A 17,208-nucleotide genomic window follows, 5' to 3' on the forward strand; every position below is an offset into this window, starting at 1 on the left:
CCCGCGGAGCGGGTGCCTACGGGCTGCGCCCGTAGCAGCGAACCCGGGCGCTGCGCGCCCGGGTTGCTCACGCTCCGCGTGAGCGGGAGGCGGCTCGCTGCGCTCCCCGCCCTGCGGTACGCGCTGCGCACGTACCGCCAACTGGAGTGTGGGGGGCCCGCGTTGCGGGCCTGGGGCAGCCTTCGGCTGCCCTGGTGGCCTGCGCTGCGCTCCAGCCACCGGGGCACGCTCCGTGTGCCTGGGTGTGCCACGCTCCGCGCGGCCCACCTACGGGCCTACGGCCCGAGCGGCAGCGGTGGGGTGTTGTACGAGAGCGCAACGAGTGCTCGGGGGTGTGTGCCGGCTGTGCCTCCACCCCCTGGGTCAGCGGGCCCAGGGGGGAGTTAGGCGTGTACGCGGCCGGAGGTGACAGCCCGCCGGGGTGCGCCATGGTGTGCCGGCCTGCGTGACGGGGCCCTCTGGAGGCGGTGCAGCCACCAGGAGGTAACGGTGAGCAGACCGGTGAAGACCACCACCAGGAACAGAGAGACCCACATCTGGCGGCTCCCGGGGTGGGACCATCCCGTCCAGAGCGTGATGGCCGCCCACAGCAGGGCTCCTGCCAGGTAAAAACCACGGGTCCGGCGCAGCTGCCGTACGGCCCGCACGGACAGAGAATGTTCGGTCTTCGGTGCCATGCCCGCCCGTCTACCCGCGATCTGCTGCCTCTACCGGGCGTAGGGGCGGGTCTGCCGGCCCCGGCTGCTAAGGGGCGGTGGGGGTGGGACCGGCAGACGCACCTCACGGCCCGGTTTCTTTTCGTTCCGGTCAGGGGTGCTGCCGCTGCCCGCTGTCTCCCTCGAAGACCCTCCGTGCTGCCACACCCTGGTCCTCGACCAGCCCCGCATCGTCCGGCAGGCCCAGGACACTGCCGCAGTACTCACACAGCCTCCCGTCCTCGGCCGGTGTCCCGCACGCCTTGCAGAACCGGTTGCCCCGGGGGTCTTCAGCCTTCTCGTTCATGACGTCTCCGACACGGTGGGGAGGAGTATCCGTAACCCGCGTACCCGCGGCGTGCGTGTCGAGTCATGAACTCGCTGCTTCATTTTTTAATTCAGATAGACTCTGGAGCGAGGCGGCCCCAAGGGTTCGAGCGACAGGCATCTCGGATCGGACCGGTGATCTGTCCAAGGGCAGGAATGCGGGGCCCGGGCTGCCCTGTAGTCGTCGAGGTGACGTCTGCGTACGCATTCCGCGCTTCCTGGTCGAGTGCGGGTGCTCTCGCGGTCGTAGGAGAAGGCGGATCAGATATGGCAGTCAGAGAACTACGGGCCCACCAGCGAGAAGCCGTGGACGCCGTGCTGCGTGCCCTCGAACTACCTGCACACTCGCTTGTGCCCGAACGGGGGCTCCGGACCCAGGTCATCATGGCGACCGGGTCCGGGAAAAGCCTCGTCGCCGTCCGCAGCGCCGAAGAGCTCCACGCCGGCCGTGTGCTGGTCCTCGTGCCCTCGCTGGACCTGCTGGCACAGACCGAGACCGCGTGGCGGGAGGGAGGCCGCCGGGGGCCGATGATCGGGGTGTCCTCCCTGCGGGGTGAAGAGGCGTCCTTCCCCAACACCACGGACGTGGACGAGCTGGTGGAGTGGACGCGCGGCTTGGACAAGGTGACCGTGTACGCCACCTACGCAAGCCTCGGACTCGGCACACTGGAACGGGCACACGCCCGGGGCCTTCCGGGGTGGGACCTGATCGTCGTGGACGAAGCCCACAGGGTGTCGGGCCGGATCGGCAAGCCGTGGGCGGTCGTCCACGACAACCAGAAGATCCCCTCCCTGCGCCGCCTCTACATGACAGCCACCCCCCGGCTCTGGCAGCTCGGAGACGAGGAAAGCCAGACGGGCGCACCCGGTGAGCTGGTCGCAAGCATGGATGACGACCTCGAGGGCCCCTTTGGCAGCAGGGCGTTCACTTTGACGCTCTCGGAAGCCATCGACCGGGGAATCTGTGCCCCCTACCAGGTCGTATGCGTCGACGTCACCGACATCGCCCTCCAGGCCGCGCAGCTCCTCGGTGCCGAAGGCCGCTCCACAGAGGTCCGCGGGGCACGGCTCGCCGCCCTGCAGACCGCCCTGGTGAAGGCCTCCTCGGAGGAGAACTTCCGGCGCACGCTCGTCTTCCACCACGTCGTCAAGGAAGCCGAAGCCTTCGCGGCCGGCCTCACCGACGTCGCCGCGAAACTGCACGCGAATGATCCCGAGCTGTACCCCAAGACGATCTGGGCCAACTGGCTGTGCGGGGACCACAAGCCGCTCCACCGTCGGCGTCTGCTGCGCGAGTTCGCGGCCGGGATCGCCACGGACGGCACCGTCGTGGAGAAGTGCTACCTGAGTTCAGTGAAGGTGTTGGGCGAGGGCGTAGACACCAAAAACTGTGACTCCGTGTACTGGGCGGACGTACGCGGCTCGATGCCCGACCTGGTCCAAGCGGTCGGCCGGGCGCTGCGGATGCAGCCGGGCGAGGGCAAGATGGCCAGCCTGGTCGTCCCGGTGCTGCTCGGGCCCGGCGAGACGGCCGACAACATGCTCACGTCCCGGGCGTTCGGCGGGTTGGCCAGGCTGCTGGAGGCGCTGCGGGCGCACGACGCCCGCGTAGTGGAGGCTCTGGCGCAGCAGCAGGCACCGAGCCACGTGCGGGGCGTACAGAGCCGTTCATGGAGCCAGGAGGACGACACCGCAGGGGGCAGCCGTACCGGCCCGGGTCTGTCCGTACCGGCCCGGGAACTGCTGAAGTTCTCCACGCCCCGCGACCCGGCCGCACTCGCCGCGTTCATCAACCTGCGCGTCCTCAACCCCGAGCACGAGCACTGGCGGCGCGGCGTGGAAGCGGCCGCCCTCTACGCCCGCGAACACGGCGACCTGAAGGTGCCATTCACGTACCGCGTGCCCGCCGCCGACGACCAGGAGGCGAAAGACACGGGGTGGCCGGCCTCGCTCGCCGGGTTCCCGCTGGGACAGTGGACCGCCGACGCGCGCCGGCTCTACGCCCGCGGTGAGATGGACGAGGACCGCGTCGAGCAGCTGGAGAAGCTCGGCATGATCTGGTCCCACTACGACGTCGCGTGGGAGGAAGGCCTGTCCGCCGCCCGCGGGTGGGCCGCCGAACACGGGCACCTCCTGGCCCCGCTGGACGCCACCTTCCAAGGCGCGAAGGTGGGCATCTGGCTGAAGAACGCGCGGGCCGCAGCAAGGAAAGCTGCGGAGATCGAGCAGCGGCGCGCTGAAGGGCTCCCGGTGGGATCGTCGGCCGGGGCGATGCCGGACGAGCGGCGTGAGCAGCTGGAGGACATCGACGCGTCCTGGTGCCCGGCGTGGCCGGTGAGCTGGCAGCGCTGCTTCCACCTCGTACGGACACACCTGAATACGGGCGCAGCGCTGCCCACCACGCCGGGTGAGATCCTGCGCCAGGGCGAAGACCTCGGACGGTGGGTGCAGACGGTGCGGCACGGATGGGAACAACTCACCGGCGTGCAGCAATGGATGAGCGAGCAGGTCCTCGGGATCACACCCGCAAGCGAGGACGAGAAGCCGCCACGGCCCCCGTACGCAGGCCGACAAATGGGCCGCCAACCTGACCGCCGCCCGGCAGTTCTACGCCCGCGAAGGCCACCTCAACGTCCCGCGCAAGCACACGGAGACCGTACTCACCGAAGACGGCCGGAAGGACCAGCACCGCCTAGGAGCATGGATCAACAACCAACGCAGCAGAGCCGCCACACTGACCCCAGAACGAGTGGAACAACTCTCCACAATCGGCATGCGGTGGTCGTGAGCGGCACCGCTGACACCGCGCGCCGCGCGCCACAGGTCCGGACGTCTGAAACGCCACCGCTTGTCAGCGGCGTAAGCGCCCGTAGGCAGGCCGCCTGTACTCTGCGGTCCAGGCGTTTCGATCGGGCCCAGTATGAGGAACCTGGCTGAACTACTCGGGTGGGAGAATGTTGAGTAAGCGCCGAGTTCGTGCTCAGCGGCGAATAGGCCTGGCGGTGGTTCTGTTCTCAGCGAGCGGTTGCGCAGGTTCTGACACCCGGCCTTGGGAGAGGGCATGTCCCCCGAGGCGCGTACCTACCTCCACGAGGCGCTCAGCTTCATGGAGCGAACCTCTCTCCACCGCGAAAAGATCGACTGGCCCGCGCTCAGGAGCGCGACGTTCAACCATGCGGGAAACGCCCAGACACCCGCGGAAACATATCGTGCGCTCGCCGGTGCGGTCGGTGCCTTGGGAGACGGGCACAGCTGGTTCCGCAGTCCTGCGGAGACTGAAGAGGGCCTGGGCAATACGGTGTCGGAGTTCCACGGACTGGAAGGCCGACGGCTGCCCGGTCGCATGGGGTACATCTTCCTGCCCGGCGTGCTGGGGGACGACACGACACTGGCTGCCTACGTCGAGCAGGGACGGGTCGCGCTGGCCGTGGCCGACCGCGAGGGGGCCTGCGGGTGGCTCGTGGACCTGCGCCGCAGCAGTGGCGGAACCATGTGGCCCATGCTCACGGTGATCGCGCCGATCCTTGGTGACGGGCCGGTCGGGTCATACGTGAAGAACGACAGCAAGAAGATCTCATGGACGATCAGCGGTCGCGCTCCCCGTCTGAACGGGCAGGGACTTCCGTGGGTGCCTCTGTCCCCCTTGTCGCGCAAGAACCCCGCAGTCGCCGTCCTCACCAGCGGCCAGACTGCAAGCTCTGGTGAGGCAATCACGCTCGCTTTTCGGGGCGGCCTTCTACTCGTTCCTTCGGCCAGCCGACCTCCGGCGTGCCCACCAACATCGCGATACAGCGTCTGTCCGACGGAGCGACGATCGGGGTGACCGACGCAAAGGGAGCCGACCGCACCGGAAGAACATATGACGGCCCCTCATGCCTGAGACCCCCCACTGTGCCCCCGACACCTGCGCACTCGATCACCAGTTCTCGTCGATGACCCTACCAAGCACCCTGGATCTTGTCCGGCGGCACGTACAACCGACCCGTACACGGCCGGCTGACGGGCCGTCGGCGACGGATACGGCTTAGCATCCCCCCGCCGAGGGCAGTCCGCGGGCCCGCAGCACCCGCCGCTGCACAGGTCCGAAGACACCGACCTCGACAAGTACACCGACCGCCAGCACCGCCACCGCGGCCGCCAGCACCAGGCTGAGACGGCCGCTGCGCCGGCCGGCGTCGAGCATCTGTCCGAGTCCTGGGAGGGGCGAAGCCGTCATGAGTTCGGCTGTCATGAGGGCCCGCCAGCCGAACGCCCAGCCCTGTCGGAGCGCGGCCACCACACCGGGAAGAGCGGCCGGAAGCAGGACGTGGCGCACTCCGGCGGCTCCCGTCGCCCCCATCGAGCGGCCTGCCCGTACCAGGAGCGGCGGCACCTGGTCCAGCGCGCTCAGGACTCCGGTCGCCACGGAGGGAACGGCGCCGAGAAGCACCACCATGTACACCGCGCCGCGCGAGGTGCCCAGACAGATCACGGCGATGGGCACCAGGACCGCGGCCGGCAGCGACTGGAACGCACTCAGTACGGGGGCGATGGGCACCCGCAGGAACCCGAATCGGTGGAGCAGCAGACCGAGGGGCGCACCCACCGCCGCCGATGCCGCGAATCCGGCGAGGCAGCGTCCCAGGCTGTGCAGCAGTCCGGAGCCGAGCGTCCCTGCGGACCAGGCGTCGGAGAGGTCCCGCAGCACGGCGGACGGGGCGGGCAGCACCGGCGAGAGGCCGAGCAGGTGGATCAGTTGCCAGACGCCCGCCACCAGCAGGACCGCCGAGCAGCCGGGCAAGACCCGGCCCGCGGCGCGCAGAAGCAGCTCTCCTGTGCGGCCTCTGCGGACGATCCCTTCGCGCGTCGTGCGCGGAGCGTCCGCAGTGCGGCGCGCGGTACCGGCGGGCCGTGCGCCCGACTGGCGGGCGGCACTGTCAACGGCGGGCACTGCAGTCGGCCTCCTCGCCGAGTCGGGCGGTGATCTCGTCGACAAGGCCGGCGGCATCAGGGGTGTCGGTGCCTCGTGCCGAACGGAGTCCGACGGACCATTCGGCCACGACGCGACCGGGGTCGGACGACATCAGCACGACACGGTCGGCCAGCGCCACGGCCTCCCCGACGTCGTGGGTCACGAACAGCACCGCCGTCCCCCGTTCCGCGCAGACACGGAGGAGTTCAGCGTGCAGCACCCTCCGTGTGACGGCGTCCAGCGCCGCGAATGGCTCGTCCATCAGAAGGACGTCCGTTCCCTGTGCCAGGGCGCGGGCCAGGGCGACCCGCTGACGCATGCCGCCGGAGAGCTCATGCACCCGTTGCCCGTGGCTCTCGGCGAGCCCGACCAGCGCCAGCAGGCTCCTGGCCTGCTCACGCCGGGAACCCGGGGCGATGCCGGCCAGACGGAGCGCGAGTTCGACGTTCTTCCCCGCCGTCAGCCACGGGAACAGGGCGTGGTCCTGGAACATGACGGCCGGACGTCCGGCCGTCACACCGATCCGCCCCTCGGTAGCCGTGTCCAGACCCGCGACCAGATGAAGCAGAGTCGACTTGCCCGAACCGGAGGCACCGACGACGCACACGAACTCGCTCTTCAGCAGGCGCAGATGGACGTCCTCCAGCACGACGCGGCGGGCCGTGCCCGTCCCGTACGCCTTTGTGGCACCGCAGACCTCGATGACCGCGCTGTGTCCTGTCATCTCAGAAGTCCCAGCCCTCGTTCGTGCTGGTGCGGGGGGCTTTGGGAGTGCCGGTGGTGCGGTCGGCGAAGGCGGCGCCTACCATGCCGGCGGCGAGTGTGGTGCCGTCGGCGGGATCGATCAGCAGGAATGAGCCAGTGCGCCGGGAGCGGGCGTAGGCGTCGAGCGCGAGCGGTTCGGCGGTCCGGACCACGACGCGGCCAACGTCGTTGGCGACGAGTTGTCCCGGTGCGGGATGCTGGGACAGGTCGTCGAGGGTAAGGCGCGAGGGGATGTCCTTGACGATCGCCTTGACGGTGCGAGCGGTGTGCTTCAGCAGCACGCGCTGGCCCACGACGAGCGGAGTGTCGGCGACATGACAGACGGTGGCCTCTACGTCCTGGGTGGTGGCGGGCACATCGCTGCTCGGCACGACGATGTCCCCGCGCGAGACGTCGATGTCGTCCTCCAGAAGAAGGGTGACCGACTGCGGTGTCCAGGCCAGGTCCACGGGCCGGCCCAGCAGGTCGATCCCGGTGATCCTGGAGGTGCAGCCGGAAGGCAGCACAGTGACCTCCTCGCCCACCTGAAAGGCGCCGGCCGCGATCTGACCGGCGTAGCCCCGGTAGTCGGGGTGCTGCGCCGTCTGCGGGCGGATCACGTACTGCACCGGAAAACGGCCATGCTCCGTGGCGCCTGTGTCCGCTCGCGGTTCACCCCCGGACGGAGGGTGCACCGGCACGGTTTCGAGGTGTTCAAGGACGGTCGGGCCGCCGTACCAGTCCATCGTCGCGGACTGCTCCACCACATTGTCGCCAGTGAGGGCGGAGATGGGGACAGCGGCGACCTCAAGGACACCGAGCCCGGTCGCGTACGCGGTGAACTCCTCGGCGATCGCCGCGAACACCGGCTCCGCGAAGTCGACCAGGTCCATCTTGTTCACTGCAAGGACCACGTGCGGGACCCGCAGCAGCGCGGCGAGCGCCGCGTGCCGACGGGTCTGCTCGACCACACCGTTGCGCGCGTCGACCAGGATCACCGTCAGTTCGGCCGTGGACGCGCCCGTGACCATGTTCCGCGTGTACTGGACGTGCCCCGGCGTGTCGGCGAGGATGAACCGCCGCCGCGCCGTGGCGAAGTACCGGTAGGCCACATCGATGGTGATGCCCTGTTCCCGCTCCGCCCGCAGACCGTCTGTCAGCAGCGCCAGATCCGGCGCCTGCTGACCCCGCCCGCGCGAGACGGCCGCCACGGCCTCCAACTGGTCCGCCAGAACCGACTTCGAGTCGTGCAGCAACCGCCCCACCAGGGTCGACTTCCCGTCGTCCACGGAACCTGCGGTCGCGAACCGCAGCAGAGTGGTCGCCGACGACGGGGCGACGGGCTGTTCGGTGATGCCGGTCATCTCTAGAAATACCCTTCGCGCTTGCGGTCTTCCATCGCCGCCTCGGACAATTTGTCGTCGGCGCGCGTCGCGCCCCGTTCGGTGATCCGGGATGCGGCGATCTCCGCGATCACCGCGTCCAGCGTGGCCGCGTCCGAGGCCACCGCACCGGTGCAGGACATGTCCCCGACCGTGCGATAGCGGATCATCCGCTTCTCCACCGTCTCCGACCGCTTCGGACCGCCCCAAGCTCCCGCCGTCAGCCACATCCCGGACCGCCGGAACACCTCCCGCTCGTGCGCGAAGTAGATGTCCGGGAGTTCGATCTCCTCGCGCTGGATGTACTGCCACACATCCAGTTCGGTCCAGTTCGACAACGGGAAGACCCGCACGTGCTCACCCGGCGCGTGACGGCCGTTGTACAACTGCCACAACTCCGGACGCTGACGCCTCGGATCCCACTGCGAGAACTCGTCCCGCAGCGAGAACACCCGCTCCTTGGCCCGCGCCTTCTCCTCGTCGCGCCGCCCGCCGCCGAACACCGCGTCGAAGCGGTGCTCCTGGATCGTCTCGGTCAACGGCACCGTCTGCAGCGGATTGCGCGTCCCGTCCGGCCGCTCACGCAGCACACCCCGGTCGATGTACTCCTGTACCGACGCCACACGCAGCCGCAGCCCGTGCCGCGCCACCACCCGGTCCCGGTACGCGATCACCTCGGGGAAGTTGTGCCCCGTGTCCACGTGCAGCAGCGTGAACGGCACCGGCGCCGGCGCGAACGCCTTCAGCGCCAGGTGCAGCATCACGATCGAGTCCTTGCCGCCGGAAAACAGCATCACCGGCCGCTCGAACTCCCCCGCCACCTCCCGGAAGATGTGCACCGCCTCGGACTCCAGAGCGTCCAGGTGCGACAGGACGTACGGATGGTCGGTCCCCTCCTTCACCGTCACGGCGGACATCGTCACAGCAAGCCCCTCTCGGTGAGCAGCGCATGAACGGCCCCGGCGGACTCCTCCACCGTCCGGTCCTGCGAATCGATCCGCAGATCCGGCGCCACCGGCGCCTCGTACGGGTCGTCGACCCCGGTCAGACCGCTGAGCTCGCCCGCCGCCTGCTTCGCGTACAGACCTTTCACATCACGCACCGAGCACACCTCCACCGGTGTGGCGACATGCACTTCGACATACGCGGTGCCCGCCTGACGATGGCACCTGCGCACCACCTCACGGCTGTCCGCGTACGGCGCGATCACCGGTACCAGCACCAGCACACCGTGGGACGCCAGCAGTTCGGCTACGAACCCGATCCGCTGCACATGGAGGTGCCGGTCGCCCCGGCCGAACCCCAGGCCCGCCGAGAGGAACTCGCGGATCTCGTCGCCGTCCAGCAGCTCGACCCGACGGCCCTCCGCCCGCAGACGCTCGGCCAGCGCACGGGCGATCGTTGTCTTGCCGGCACTCGGCAGACCCGTGAGCCAGACCGTGGCTCCACCGTCGGCCCGGCGCCCTTCCCCCGTACCCGCCATCGCTCAGGCCGCCGGCAGAGTTGTGGCCAGCGAGTTCGCCGCTTGCAGACCTAGATTGAGACCGGCGGCGGCGGGGTCGTCCGACCAGGGCTGCGTCCTGGCGCTGTCCGCGAACCGGCGCACCGCTGCAGCGGGAGTACTGCGCGGAGCCAGGCGGCCGGCACGCCATGCCTCCCGCAGAGCGATGCCCGCGCCCTTGCTGTTGCGGTGTGCCACGCGCAGCCCGGGGACGAAGTGCACACGTCCCCCGGCCTCGGCGAGCCGCTCGACGAGGCCGTTGTCGCTCGCTGTGACCACGTCGGGGAACCCGCCGGCGGTGAGGAAGTCCTTGGTCCAGACGGCGGAGTTGCCGCCGGCGAAGAAGGTGACCTCGCTGCCGGGGCTGTGCTGGGCGTAGCGGAACTCGTAGCGGTACTGGCGGGCACGGGCCACCACACTGCTGTCGAAGGGCAGCACCCTGCCCGTGATCGCCGCTCGCTCGTGCGTGAGGGCCGCGTCGAGGACAGCGAACCAGTCCGGCAGGGGGCGGGCGTCGTCGTCGAGGAACGCCAGCACGTCACCGGTCGCCTCCTGCCCGGCAAGATTGCGGCCGGCCGCCGCGCCACGGCGCCGCTCGTGGCGCAGCAGGCGTACGGGGAAGGGATGCTCCGCCGCGTCGACGCCCAGGGGGGTGTCGGAGGCGTCGTCGACGAGGATGACCTCGTGAACGATGCCCGTGTCGCACGCTGCGATCGCGGTCAGCAGAAGATCGACGTCGGTGGGCCGGTTGTAGGTGGCGACCACCACGGAGACCTGTTTGGCGCCGTCGGGGGGTGTTTTGCTCATTGCTGTGCTCCTTGCGGACGCTCGTTGACGGCCACGTCCGTGGGTCGAGTGGGGTGCGGGGGAAGGCGGACGGTCACCGCGGCGGGGCGGCGGACGGATCGGTGACCCGGGCGGCGAACGGGTCGAGGACCTCGTCGACCTCACCGAGCAGCGTGCCGAGTGTGGCGACCTGCCCGTCGATCACGGCAGGCTCCGTGGCGATCACGATGCCGGCCGCGGCCTCGGCGGCACGCCGCACCGCGGCCTCCGTGTCCGCCGCGTGCACCACGACATAGCCGCAGCGGTCCTCCGACCAGCGCAGTTCATGCACTGTGTCACCGGGTTCCACCTGGACGTCGACCTGGACGACGCCGTCCGCGGCCTCCGCCTGTGCCGTGCCGGTCACCGAGGTGACGGTGCCGGGGGCGGCGACGAGGAAGCGGATGGCAGCCGCGCCCTCCGGCTCCCCCGGCTGCGGCAGAGCGTCTCCCTCCAATGCGAGGCGGTAGGTCGCCTCCTCCAGGTCGATGCCGTGCACCAGACGGACCAGGTCATTGATGCGGTCCCCGCCACGCCGGCTGTGCGACTCGACGACGCGGGGACCGGCAGCGGTGAGGATCAGCTCGGTGTGCGCCGGGCCGTCGACCAGTCCCACGGCCTCCAGCAGGGCCTCGACAGTCGACGCGACGGCGGACAGCTCGCCGTCGTCCAGCCGCGCGGGCACGACATGGCCGAGTTCGACCACGCCGTGCCCGGTCTCCTTGCCCGTGACGGCGACGACCGTGTGCGCTCCGGCCCGGGAGAACGTCTCGACGCTGAGCTCCTCGCCGACCAGCCATTCCTCGGCCATGAAGTCCTCCAGGCCGAAGGCCTCACGCCACGCCCACGCCTCGTCGACCTCGTCGACGGACGCGATGCGGCGGACGCCCAGGCTGCCGGATCCCATCGTCGGCTTGAGCACGGCCGCGCCTGCGGTCTTCACGAAGTCGCGCAGCTCGTCACGGGTCGGTCGGACCACGGCTGCCACCGGTCCGATGCCGCGGTCGTTCAGCAGGGCGCGCAGGGCAGGCTTGTCGTGCAGTAGCCGAGTGGTCCGCTCGCTGTTGCCGGGCAGTCCGAGCGTGTCGGTGAGGTGCCCCACCACCGCCTGCGCGGCCTCGGTCTGCGTGAAGACACGGGTGAAGGGGCGCTGTTCGTGCAGGGCCCGCACGAGAGCGGTGACGGTGGGGACGTCCTGGTAGTCGACCAGCAGCAACTGGGAACAGTGCTCCACCACGTCTGGGTCGAATGCGGACGGCTTCTGGACGTGCACCACGTCGAGCCCGAGTGCGGCGGCCTTGCGGACGATGCCGGCCTTTCCGCCGACGACGAGAACGCGGGTTGCGGACAAGGGATCCACCTTCGGTAGGAGTTCTTCGGTTCAGGTCAGGAGGGGTGCGGGGCGGCGGAGACACGCAGCGTCTCCCACACGGAAGCCGTGTCCTGTGGCAGTTCGACACCGGTGTCGGCGGCCGGGGAACGGGGCTTGAGTCCGGCGAGGTACGGTGCGAGATCGAGTCCGGTGAACCGTGACAGGCGCTCGGTCTCCTCGCCCCGGCACAGGGCGTGGTATTCGACGACCAGACGCCGCTCGGCCGGCACCAGGGTTGCGAAGTCGAGCCAGTGTCCGTTCCACGCGGTCCACTTGGCGAGAGCCGCCTCCTCGGTGAGCGGCACGTACGGACGGTCGCCCTTCCAGCGCAGCATCGAGCGGGCCGCCTCCACCGGGTGGCGCACCAGCATCACATAGCGGGCCTCCGGCAGTACCCGGCCGAACCACGGTAGGTGCAACAGGTATTCGTTGTACTTGTCGCCCCAGTGGCGCAGTTCGCCCTGGACGTCGGTCAGGATCTGCCGTGCCAGCGCCACCGGGTCGTCCCCGGCGGTTCCCTCGGCGACGTCGCGGGCCGCGGCCCGCAGGCTCTGTTCCACCCGGGTACGCCAGTCTTCGACCCCGGCACCGTCCGGCGGCCTCCGGTCCAGGGCGTGCAGGATCTCGTCGGTGCGCAGATGGCGGTCCGCCAGGTCCTGTCCGCCCAGCCACCGGTGCAGCAGGTAGGGGAGTTTGCCGTTGACGGTGAAGTGGCCGCCCGCGTCGTGATAGGCGAGGTTCATCGCGTAGGCGAGGGCCGTGGTGCCGCAGCGCTGGCCCCCGAGCAGGATCACGGGAGAAACGGTCATGCGCCGGCCTCCACCGTCTGCGCGTCCGAGTCGGCGGGGACGGCGTCCTCGCGCCGGGCCGGCGTCATCTCACGGAGCAGTCGCATGCAGGCCGTACTCGCCTCGAAACCTCCGGCGGTGAACTCCTCGCCCCACGGCTCGTCCCGCTGGGCCTGGGACAGGACCCGCCCAATGCGCCAGTGCGTCTCAAGGGAGACCCAGCCCCGGTATCCGTCCTCGGCCAGCCGGGCGAGGATCGCGGGCCACGGCAGGTCCCCGTCTCCGAGCCGGACATAGGCCCGCTGCCCGTCCGGGTCCTTCACATGGACGTGCCGGATTCGCTCGCGGCCGAGCGCGTAGTCCCGCGGGAAGGGCACGGGGTCCCAGCCGCTGAAAACGCTGTTGCCGGGATCCCACAGGACACCGAGCCGGTCGTCGCCGAGGGCATCCAGGAACTCCAGCGTGTGCCGCATGGTCGGGCTGTTGGTCCGCATGCCCGTCTCCACGAGCAGGGGGACGCGACCGGTGGGGACGCCGTCCAGCACCTCACGGGCCACGGCGGCCGCCTTGCGCGGGTCGGGGTCGCCCTGCCGGTAGAAGGTGAAGATACGGACGAAGGGTGCTCCGAGCCGCTCGGCCCTGCGCACGGAGGCCGCCACCAGCTCGCGTGCGGCGTCCGTCCCCGCCGCGGTACGGGGCAGGTCGCACTTCAGTGCCGGCGGGTCGAACCCGGCCACCGCCAGCCCGTGCCGGGCCACGGTGTCCCGTACGCGGTCGAGGGTGGCGTCGTTCATGTGATGCGGCGGCACGCCGTTGCTGGAGCGGATCTCCAGGCCGTCGAAGCCGAGGTGGGCCGACGTGGCGGCCGCCTGCTCGATGTCCTGGGACAACTCGTCGTTGATGATGGCGAGTCTCACGAAGTGGTCTCCTCTCTGGGGGCCCGGGGCGCGGGTGCGTCGGGGACGTACCACTCGCACAGCAGCGCGATGTCCTCGACGAGGGACGGGGCCTTCGATTCGACGGTGACCGCGCGCAGCTCGCCGGCGGCGTCGAGAACCCGCCGGTTCAGCTCGGGTCGGGCGGAGGCGAGAGGCCGGTGACGCGAGGTGCCGGGCTGGTCCCAGTCGAAGCCCTTGACCTGGGCATACGAAACCCAGGGGGCGAGCCGGGCCGCCGCCGCGACGGGGTCGTCGTCGATTCTGGCGAGGCCCATCGTGTCGAGCAGGACCGAGGTGCCGGCCCGTCGGCACAGCTCCTCGAGTTCGGGCACGGGGGCGTACCCGTGGTGGGTCTCCACGAGGACGAGGGAGCGGTCACCGACCCTCGCCGCCAGCGCCTCGACCTGCGCGAGCGTCAGGGCGATCCGCTCGTGGGCGGTGCATCCGGCGGCCGCGAAGACCTTCACCGGCAGGCCCCGCTCGGGCCAGCGAAGGTCGCCGATTGCGATCGGAGGGTGGGCGGCGTCGCCGAGCACCGTGCCGACGCCGACGAAGCACACCTTGGCGCCGGCGGTGCGCAGGCCGTCGAGCCCCCCGGTCTCCCAGGCGTGGCCCTTTCCCTCCCTGACGTCGACGGCCGTGCCACCGGCCGAGAGAGCCAGGCCTGCCAGTTCCGTGGCGTCGAGGCCGGGCGCCGATCCGGAGGAGAGGCCGATCAGCGGTCTCACACGACCACCGCCGCGGCGGCTGCGACCGACGAGAGGATCTCGGTCACCGCACGGGCGCCTTCGAGATGGCAGCGTGCCGGGGGACGTCCCGACGCCACGGCCTCGACCATCTCCCGGTACACCTCCGTGCGCAGTTCCGCGGTCGGCGTGGTGGGCCAGGTCTGCTCCGTGTCGCCGATCTGGGTCATGACCGTGCCGTCGGTGATGTTGAAGCCGCCGTCGGGCCCCAGGATCTGCAGCCGTTCGGTACGGACCATCGACTCGGCGGTCACGGTGAACGCCAGGGTGGCCCCGGACAGAAAGGTGACGACTCCCGTGACGCGGGTGTCGATGCCCGCGGCGACCTTCCGGGGGGGCGTCAGACGCACCGACTCTGGTCGCCCGAGCAACTGGCAGGCCAGGTCGAGATAGTGGACCCCCAGGTGGGCGGAGATCCCGCCCAGCGCCGCGGCGGGGTCGCTGCGCCACCCCGCACGCCGGTAGTGGGCGGAAGGACGGAACCGCGAAACCTCCAGGACCGCAGTGACGGAGGGCGCCGACCAGGTGGCGGCGAGAGCCGCCGTTGGCAGCCGCATCCGGTGCTGCAGCATGACGCCGACCGGCAGGCCGGTGCGCCGGGCGGCATCCGCCACACCGTCGATCTCTTCCACGGACACCGCGGGCGGCTTCTCCAGGAGGACGGCCTTGCCCGCTTCCAGGGCTTCGACCGCGAGTTGCGCGCGTCCGCCGGGGGGGACGCACAGGGCCACCAGGCCGACGTCGGGGTCGTCCAGGAGCTCCCTCCAGGAGCCGGCCCGGCGGTGATCGCCGGTGTCGACCGCGGAGACCTCCTCCAGGACGGACACGATCCCCGCGTCCGGCAGACGTTCGAGCGCCGCGGCATGCTGCCGGCCGGCGACGCCGAATCCGACGAGGCCGACACCGAGACGCGTGCTCATGCCGCACCTCCCGTCGGAGCCGCGACGGCCTCGGGGACAGCCCAGCCGAGCCGCTCGACGACCGACGCCGGTATTGGCACGCCGTGTTCGGCGGCCACGGCCTCGGCCAACCGCTCCTGCTGTTCCGGCAGATGGACGGCCGGGGGGCCCTGCGGGTAGCCGGCAGCCACCGCGCCCGACAGGACGTCGAGCAGGTCGCCCACCGGAGGGTTGCCGAACGCGGCCGGCGACAGGGCGAGGAACAACTGGGAGCAGTCCATCGACCGCTCCGGCTCGGCACGCTGCTTGTGGACGCGGGGGCTCACCGTGCCGCCGGCGAGAATGCCGGCCAGCACCTCGGTGATCACCGCCACCCCGAGGCCCTTGTGACCGCCGAAGACCGGGACGGCACCGCCCCGGTCGAGTTCCTCTGGGTCGGTGGTGGGACGGCCCTCCCGGTCCACCAGCCAGGTCGCGGGCACCCGTTCGCCGCGGTGCGCGGCGTGCCGGATCTTTCCGCTGGCGACGGTCCCGGTGGCGAAGTCCACGACGAGCGGGGGCCCGTCCTCCCGGGGGACGACCATGCACACCGCGTCGTTCCCGAGGGTGGGGCGCCCTGCGCCCGGGGCGGCGACACTGGGGCCCGAGACGTTGAGAACGAGGCCGACCACGCCGTGGCGCACGAAGTGGTCACGGTAGGCGGCGAGCATGCCGACGTGGTTGTTCCCCCGGACGGCGACGGCCGCGAGCCCGGTGCGGGCCGCCTGCTCGGCACATCGCCCGGCCGCGAGTTCGGCTGCGACCTGGCCGAAGCCGCCGCGGGCGTCGACCAGGACGACGGTGCCGTCCTCCTGTGTCAGCTCGGGTTCGGCAGCGTGGTCGATGCCTCCCTGCCGCAGCCGGTCGAGATACATCGGCAGCAGACCGACGCCGTGCGAGAAGTGGCCCCGCACGTCGGCGTCGACGAGGACACGCGCGACCAGGACGGCGCGCTCGGTGGCGACGCCGGCAGCGGTCAACGATCCGGTCGCCGCCTCCAGCAGGGCGTCGGCGGTGAAGCGGAACTCCGTCTCCTGCCGGGGCTGGCGGCGGGGGGCGCGGTTGAGGTGGACGGTCCGGTCGGCCCACGCAGCCGTCCGGACATCGGTGGTGACCAGGAGCACCGCGCTGCCCTGCCGGGCTGCGGTGCGCGCCGGCTCGGCCGAGTACTCGTCGGTCGTCGGTCCGGTGACGGCGTCGACGACCACGACGGGTGAGGCCGGGGTCCGGCCTCCGGCGGCCACCACGGTCACGCCCGGAGGCAGGACCGGGGTGACCCGCCGGGGTCTGGGGGCCTCGCCCACGACGATGGCGCCGTACTGGGCTCGCCGATGTCCGGCGAGCACCTGGGTCAGTGCGTCCGCGGACCCGGTGTCGTCCGCGAGCACCGCGACGATCTCGCCGGCGGCCACGGTGACGGTCAGCCCCGCGACCAGGATGCGCTCGGCGCCCTCGGGGCCTTCGGCCACGATCAGGTCCGCCACACGGAATGCGGGCGACCTGCCCGCTGCTTCGGTCATTGCTGGCTCCTCGAAATGCCGGGGTACGGGTCGGAACGAAACCGGGTCCTTCACTGGACCGGGGTCAGGACGCGGTCTGCGGCTCCAGGAACTCCAGCCGGTTGCCGAACTTGTCGAACGCGTAGAAACGGTCATGACCGGGGAAGTTGTCGTCCCACGTCACCTCGTGGCCGCCCGCCTCCAGGCGCTTGGCCAGGTCGCGCAACGACTGGACGAGAATCCCCGGGTGCGCCTTGCGCGCGGGCGCGAAGTCCTGCTCGACCCCGAGGTGCACTTCGAGGCCACCGCCGCGGAACCAGCACCCGCCGCGGGCGGCGAGCACGGGAGGCTTCTGCAGCTCCGTCATCCCGAGCACGTCGCCCCAGAACGCGCGGCACTCGTCCTCGCCGCCGGGCGGGATGGCGAGCTGGACGTGGTGCAGGCCACCGAACTCATAGTCGGTGGCACCCGGTTCGTTGTTCTGTGCAGTCATCTCTCTTCT

General features: G+C 70.8%; 17 protein-coding genes. 2 read left to right on the plus strand and 15 right to left on the minus strand.

Features of this window, described 5'->3' with window-relative positions; translation table 11 throughout:
• Positions 1-383 precede the first annotated feature (383 nt).
• Together HNQ79_RS30770 and HNQ79_RS30775 are read right to left on the minus strand one after the other, a co-directional pair.
• Entirely contained in the window at positions 384-677 is a 294-nt protein-coding gene (locus tag HNQ79_RS30770; RefSeq protein ID WP_185036270.1) for a hypothetical protein, read from the minus strand.
• Positions 678-807: 130 nt separating this feature from the next.
• Positions 808-1,002 (minus strand): hypothetical protein, encoded by a 195-nt coding sequence (locus tag HNQ79_RS30775; protein ID WP_185036271.1) that lies wholly within the window; start codon positions 1,000-1,002, stop codon positions 808-810.
• Between the two features lie 287 nt (positions 1,003-1,289).
• Here HNQ79_RS30775 and HNQ79_RS30780 point away from each other — a divergent pair, with 287 nt between their 5' ends.
• Both HNQ79_RS30780 and HNQ79_RS30785 read left to right on the plus strand, forming a co-directional pair.
• Positions 1,290-3,959 (plus strand): DEAD/DEAH box helicase, encoded by a 2,670-nt coding sequence (locus HNQ79_RS30780; protein ID WP_446560486.1) that lies wholly within the window; start codon positions 1,290-1,292, stop codon positions 3,957-3,959.
• 124 nt (positions 3,960-4,083) lie between these two features.
• Positions 4,084-4,845, plus strand: a complete 762-nt coding sequence (locus HNQ79_RS30785; RefSeq protein ID WP_185036272.1) for a S41 family peptidase — start codon at positions 4,084-4,086, stop codon at positions 4,843-4,845.
• Positions 4,846-5,046: 201 nt separating this feature from the next.
• On the opposite strand, the gene HNQ79_RS30790 is transcribed toward HNQ79_RS30785, so the two are convergent.
• From HNQ79_RS30790 to HNQ79_RS30850, 13 genes are all read right to left on the minus strand, one after another.
• Positions 5,047-5,952, minus strand: a complete 906-nt coding sequence (locus HNQ79_RS30790; protein ID WP_185036273.1) for an ABC transporter permease — start codon at positions 5,950-5,952, stop codon at positions 5,047-5,049.
• A complete protein-coding gene (locus HNQ79_RS30795) occupies positions 5,939-6,697 on the minus strand; it encodes an ABC transporter ATP-binding protein (protein WP_185036274.1) in 759 nt (252 codons plus the stop codon). Before HNQ79_RS30795 ends, HNQ79_RS30790 begins: the two co-directional genes overlap by 14 nt.
• Position 6,698: 1 nt before the next feature.
• A complete protein-coding gene (locus HNQ79_RS30800) occupies positions 6,699-8,081 on the minus strand; it encodes a sulfate adenylyltransferase subunit 1 (RefSeq protein WP_185036275.1) in 1,383 nt (460 codons plus the stop codon).
• A 2-nt stretch (positions 8,082-8,083) separates the two neighbouring features.
• Positions 8,084-9,016, minus strand: a complete 933-nt coding sequence (cysD, locus tag HNQ79_RS30805; protein ID WP_185036299.1) for a sulfate adenylyltransferase subunit CysD — start codon at positions 9,014-9,016, stop codon at positions 8,084-8,086.
• A 2-nt stretch (positions 9,017-9,018) separates the two neighbouring features.
• A complete protein-coding gene (gene cysC / locus HNQ79_RS30810) occupies positions 9,019-9,582 on the minus strand; it encodes an adenylyl-sulfate kinase (RefSeq protein WP_185036276.1) in 564 nt (187 codons plus the stop codon).
• A 3-nt stretch (positions 9,583-9,585) separates the two neighbouring features.
• Positions 9,586-10,407: a glycosyltransferase family 2 protein gene (locus tag HNQ79_RS30815; RefSeq protein ID WP_185036277.1), complete on the minus strand. Its 822-nt coding sequence runs from the start codon at positions 10,405-10,407 to the stop codon at positions 9,586-9,588.
• A gap of 73 nt (positions 10,408-10,480) precedes the next feature.
• Positions 10,481-11,776: an ATP-grasp domain-containing protein gene (locus HNQ79_RS30820; protein WP_185036278.1), complete on the minus strand. Its 1,296-nt coding sequence runs from the start codon at positions 11,774-11,776 to the stop codon at positions 10,481-10,483.
• Between the two features lie 35 nt (positions 11,777-11,811).
• Positions 11,812-12,606 (minus strand): sulfotransferase, encoded by a 795-nt coding sequence (locus HNQ79_RS30825; RefSeq protein ID WP_185036279.1) that lies wholly within the window; start codon positions 12,604-12,606, stop codon positions 11,812-11,814.
• Positions 12,603-13,502 (minus strand): sugar phosphate isomerase/epimerase family protein, encoded by a 900-nt coding sequence (locus HNQ79_RS30830; protein ID WP_185036280.1) that lies wholly within the window; start codon positions 13,500-13,502, stop codon positions 12,603-12,605. Before HNQ79_RS30830 ends, HNQ79_RS30825 begins: the two co-directional genes overlap by 4 nt.
• Positions 13,499-14,251, minus strand: coding sequence for an IolE/MocC family protein (locus HNQ79_RS30835; RefSeq protein WP_185036281.1), 753 nt, complete (start codon positions 14,249-14,251; stop codon positions 13,499-13,501). The genes HNQ79_RS30830 and HNQ79_RS30835 overlap by 4 nt, the downstream gene beginning before the upstream one ends.
• Positions 14,248-15,189: a Gfo/Idh/MocA family protein gene (locus HNQ79_RS30840; protein WP_185036282.1), complete on the minus strand. Its 942-nt coding sequence runs from the start codon at positions 15,187-15,189 to the stop codon at positions 14,248-14,250. Before HNQ79_RS30840 ends, HNQ79_RS30835 begins: the two co-directional genes overlap by 4 nt.
• Positions 15,186-16,727, minus strand: a complete 1,542-nt coding sequence (locus tag HNQ79_RS30845; RefSeq protein ID WP_185036283.1) for an Ldh family oxidoreductase — start codon at positions 16,725-16,727, stop codon at positions 15,186-15,188. Before HNQ79_RS30845 ends, HNQ79_RS30840 begins: the two co-directional genes overlap by 4 nt.
• A gap of 64 nt (positions 16,728-16,791) precedes the next feature.
• Complete coding sequence (locus HNQ79_RS30850; RefSeq protein ID WP_185036284.1) at positions 16,792-17,199, minus strand: VOC family protein; 408 nt, start codon at positions 17,197-17,199, stop codon at positions 16,792-16,794.
• Positions 17,200-17,208 lie beyond the last annotated feature (9 nt).

The sequence above is a fragment of the Streptomyces candidus genome, assembly GCF_014207445.1.
Taxonomy (GTDB): Bacteria; Actinomycetota; Actinomycetes; order Streptomycetales; family Streptomycetaceae; genus Streptomyces; species Streptomyces candidus.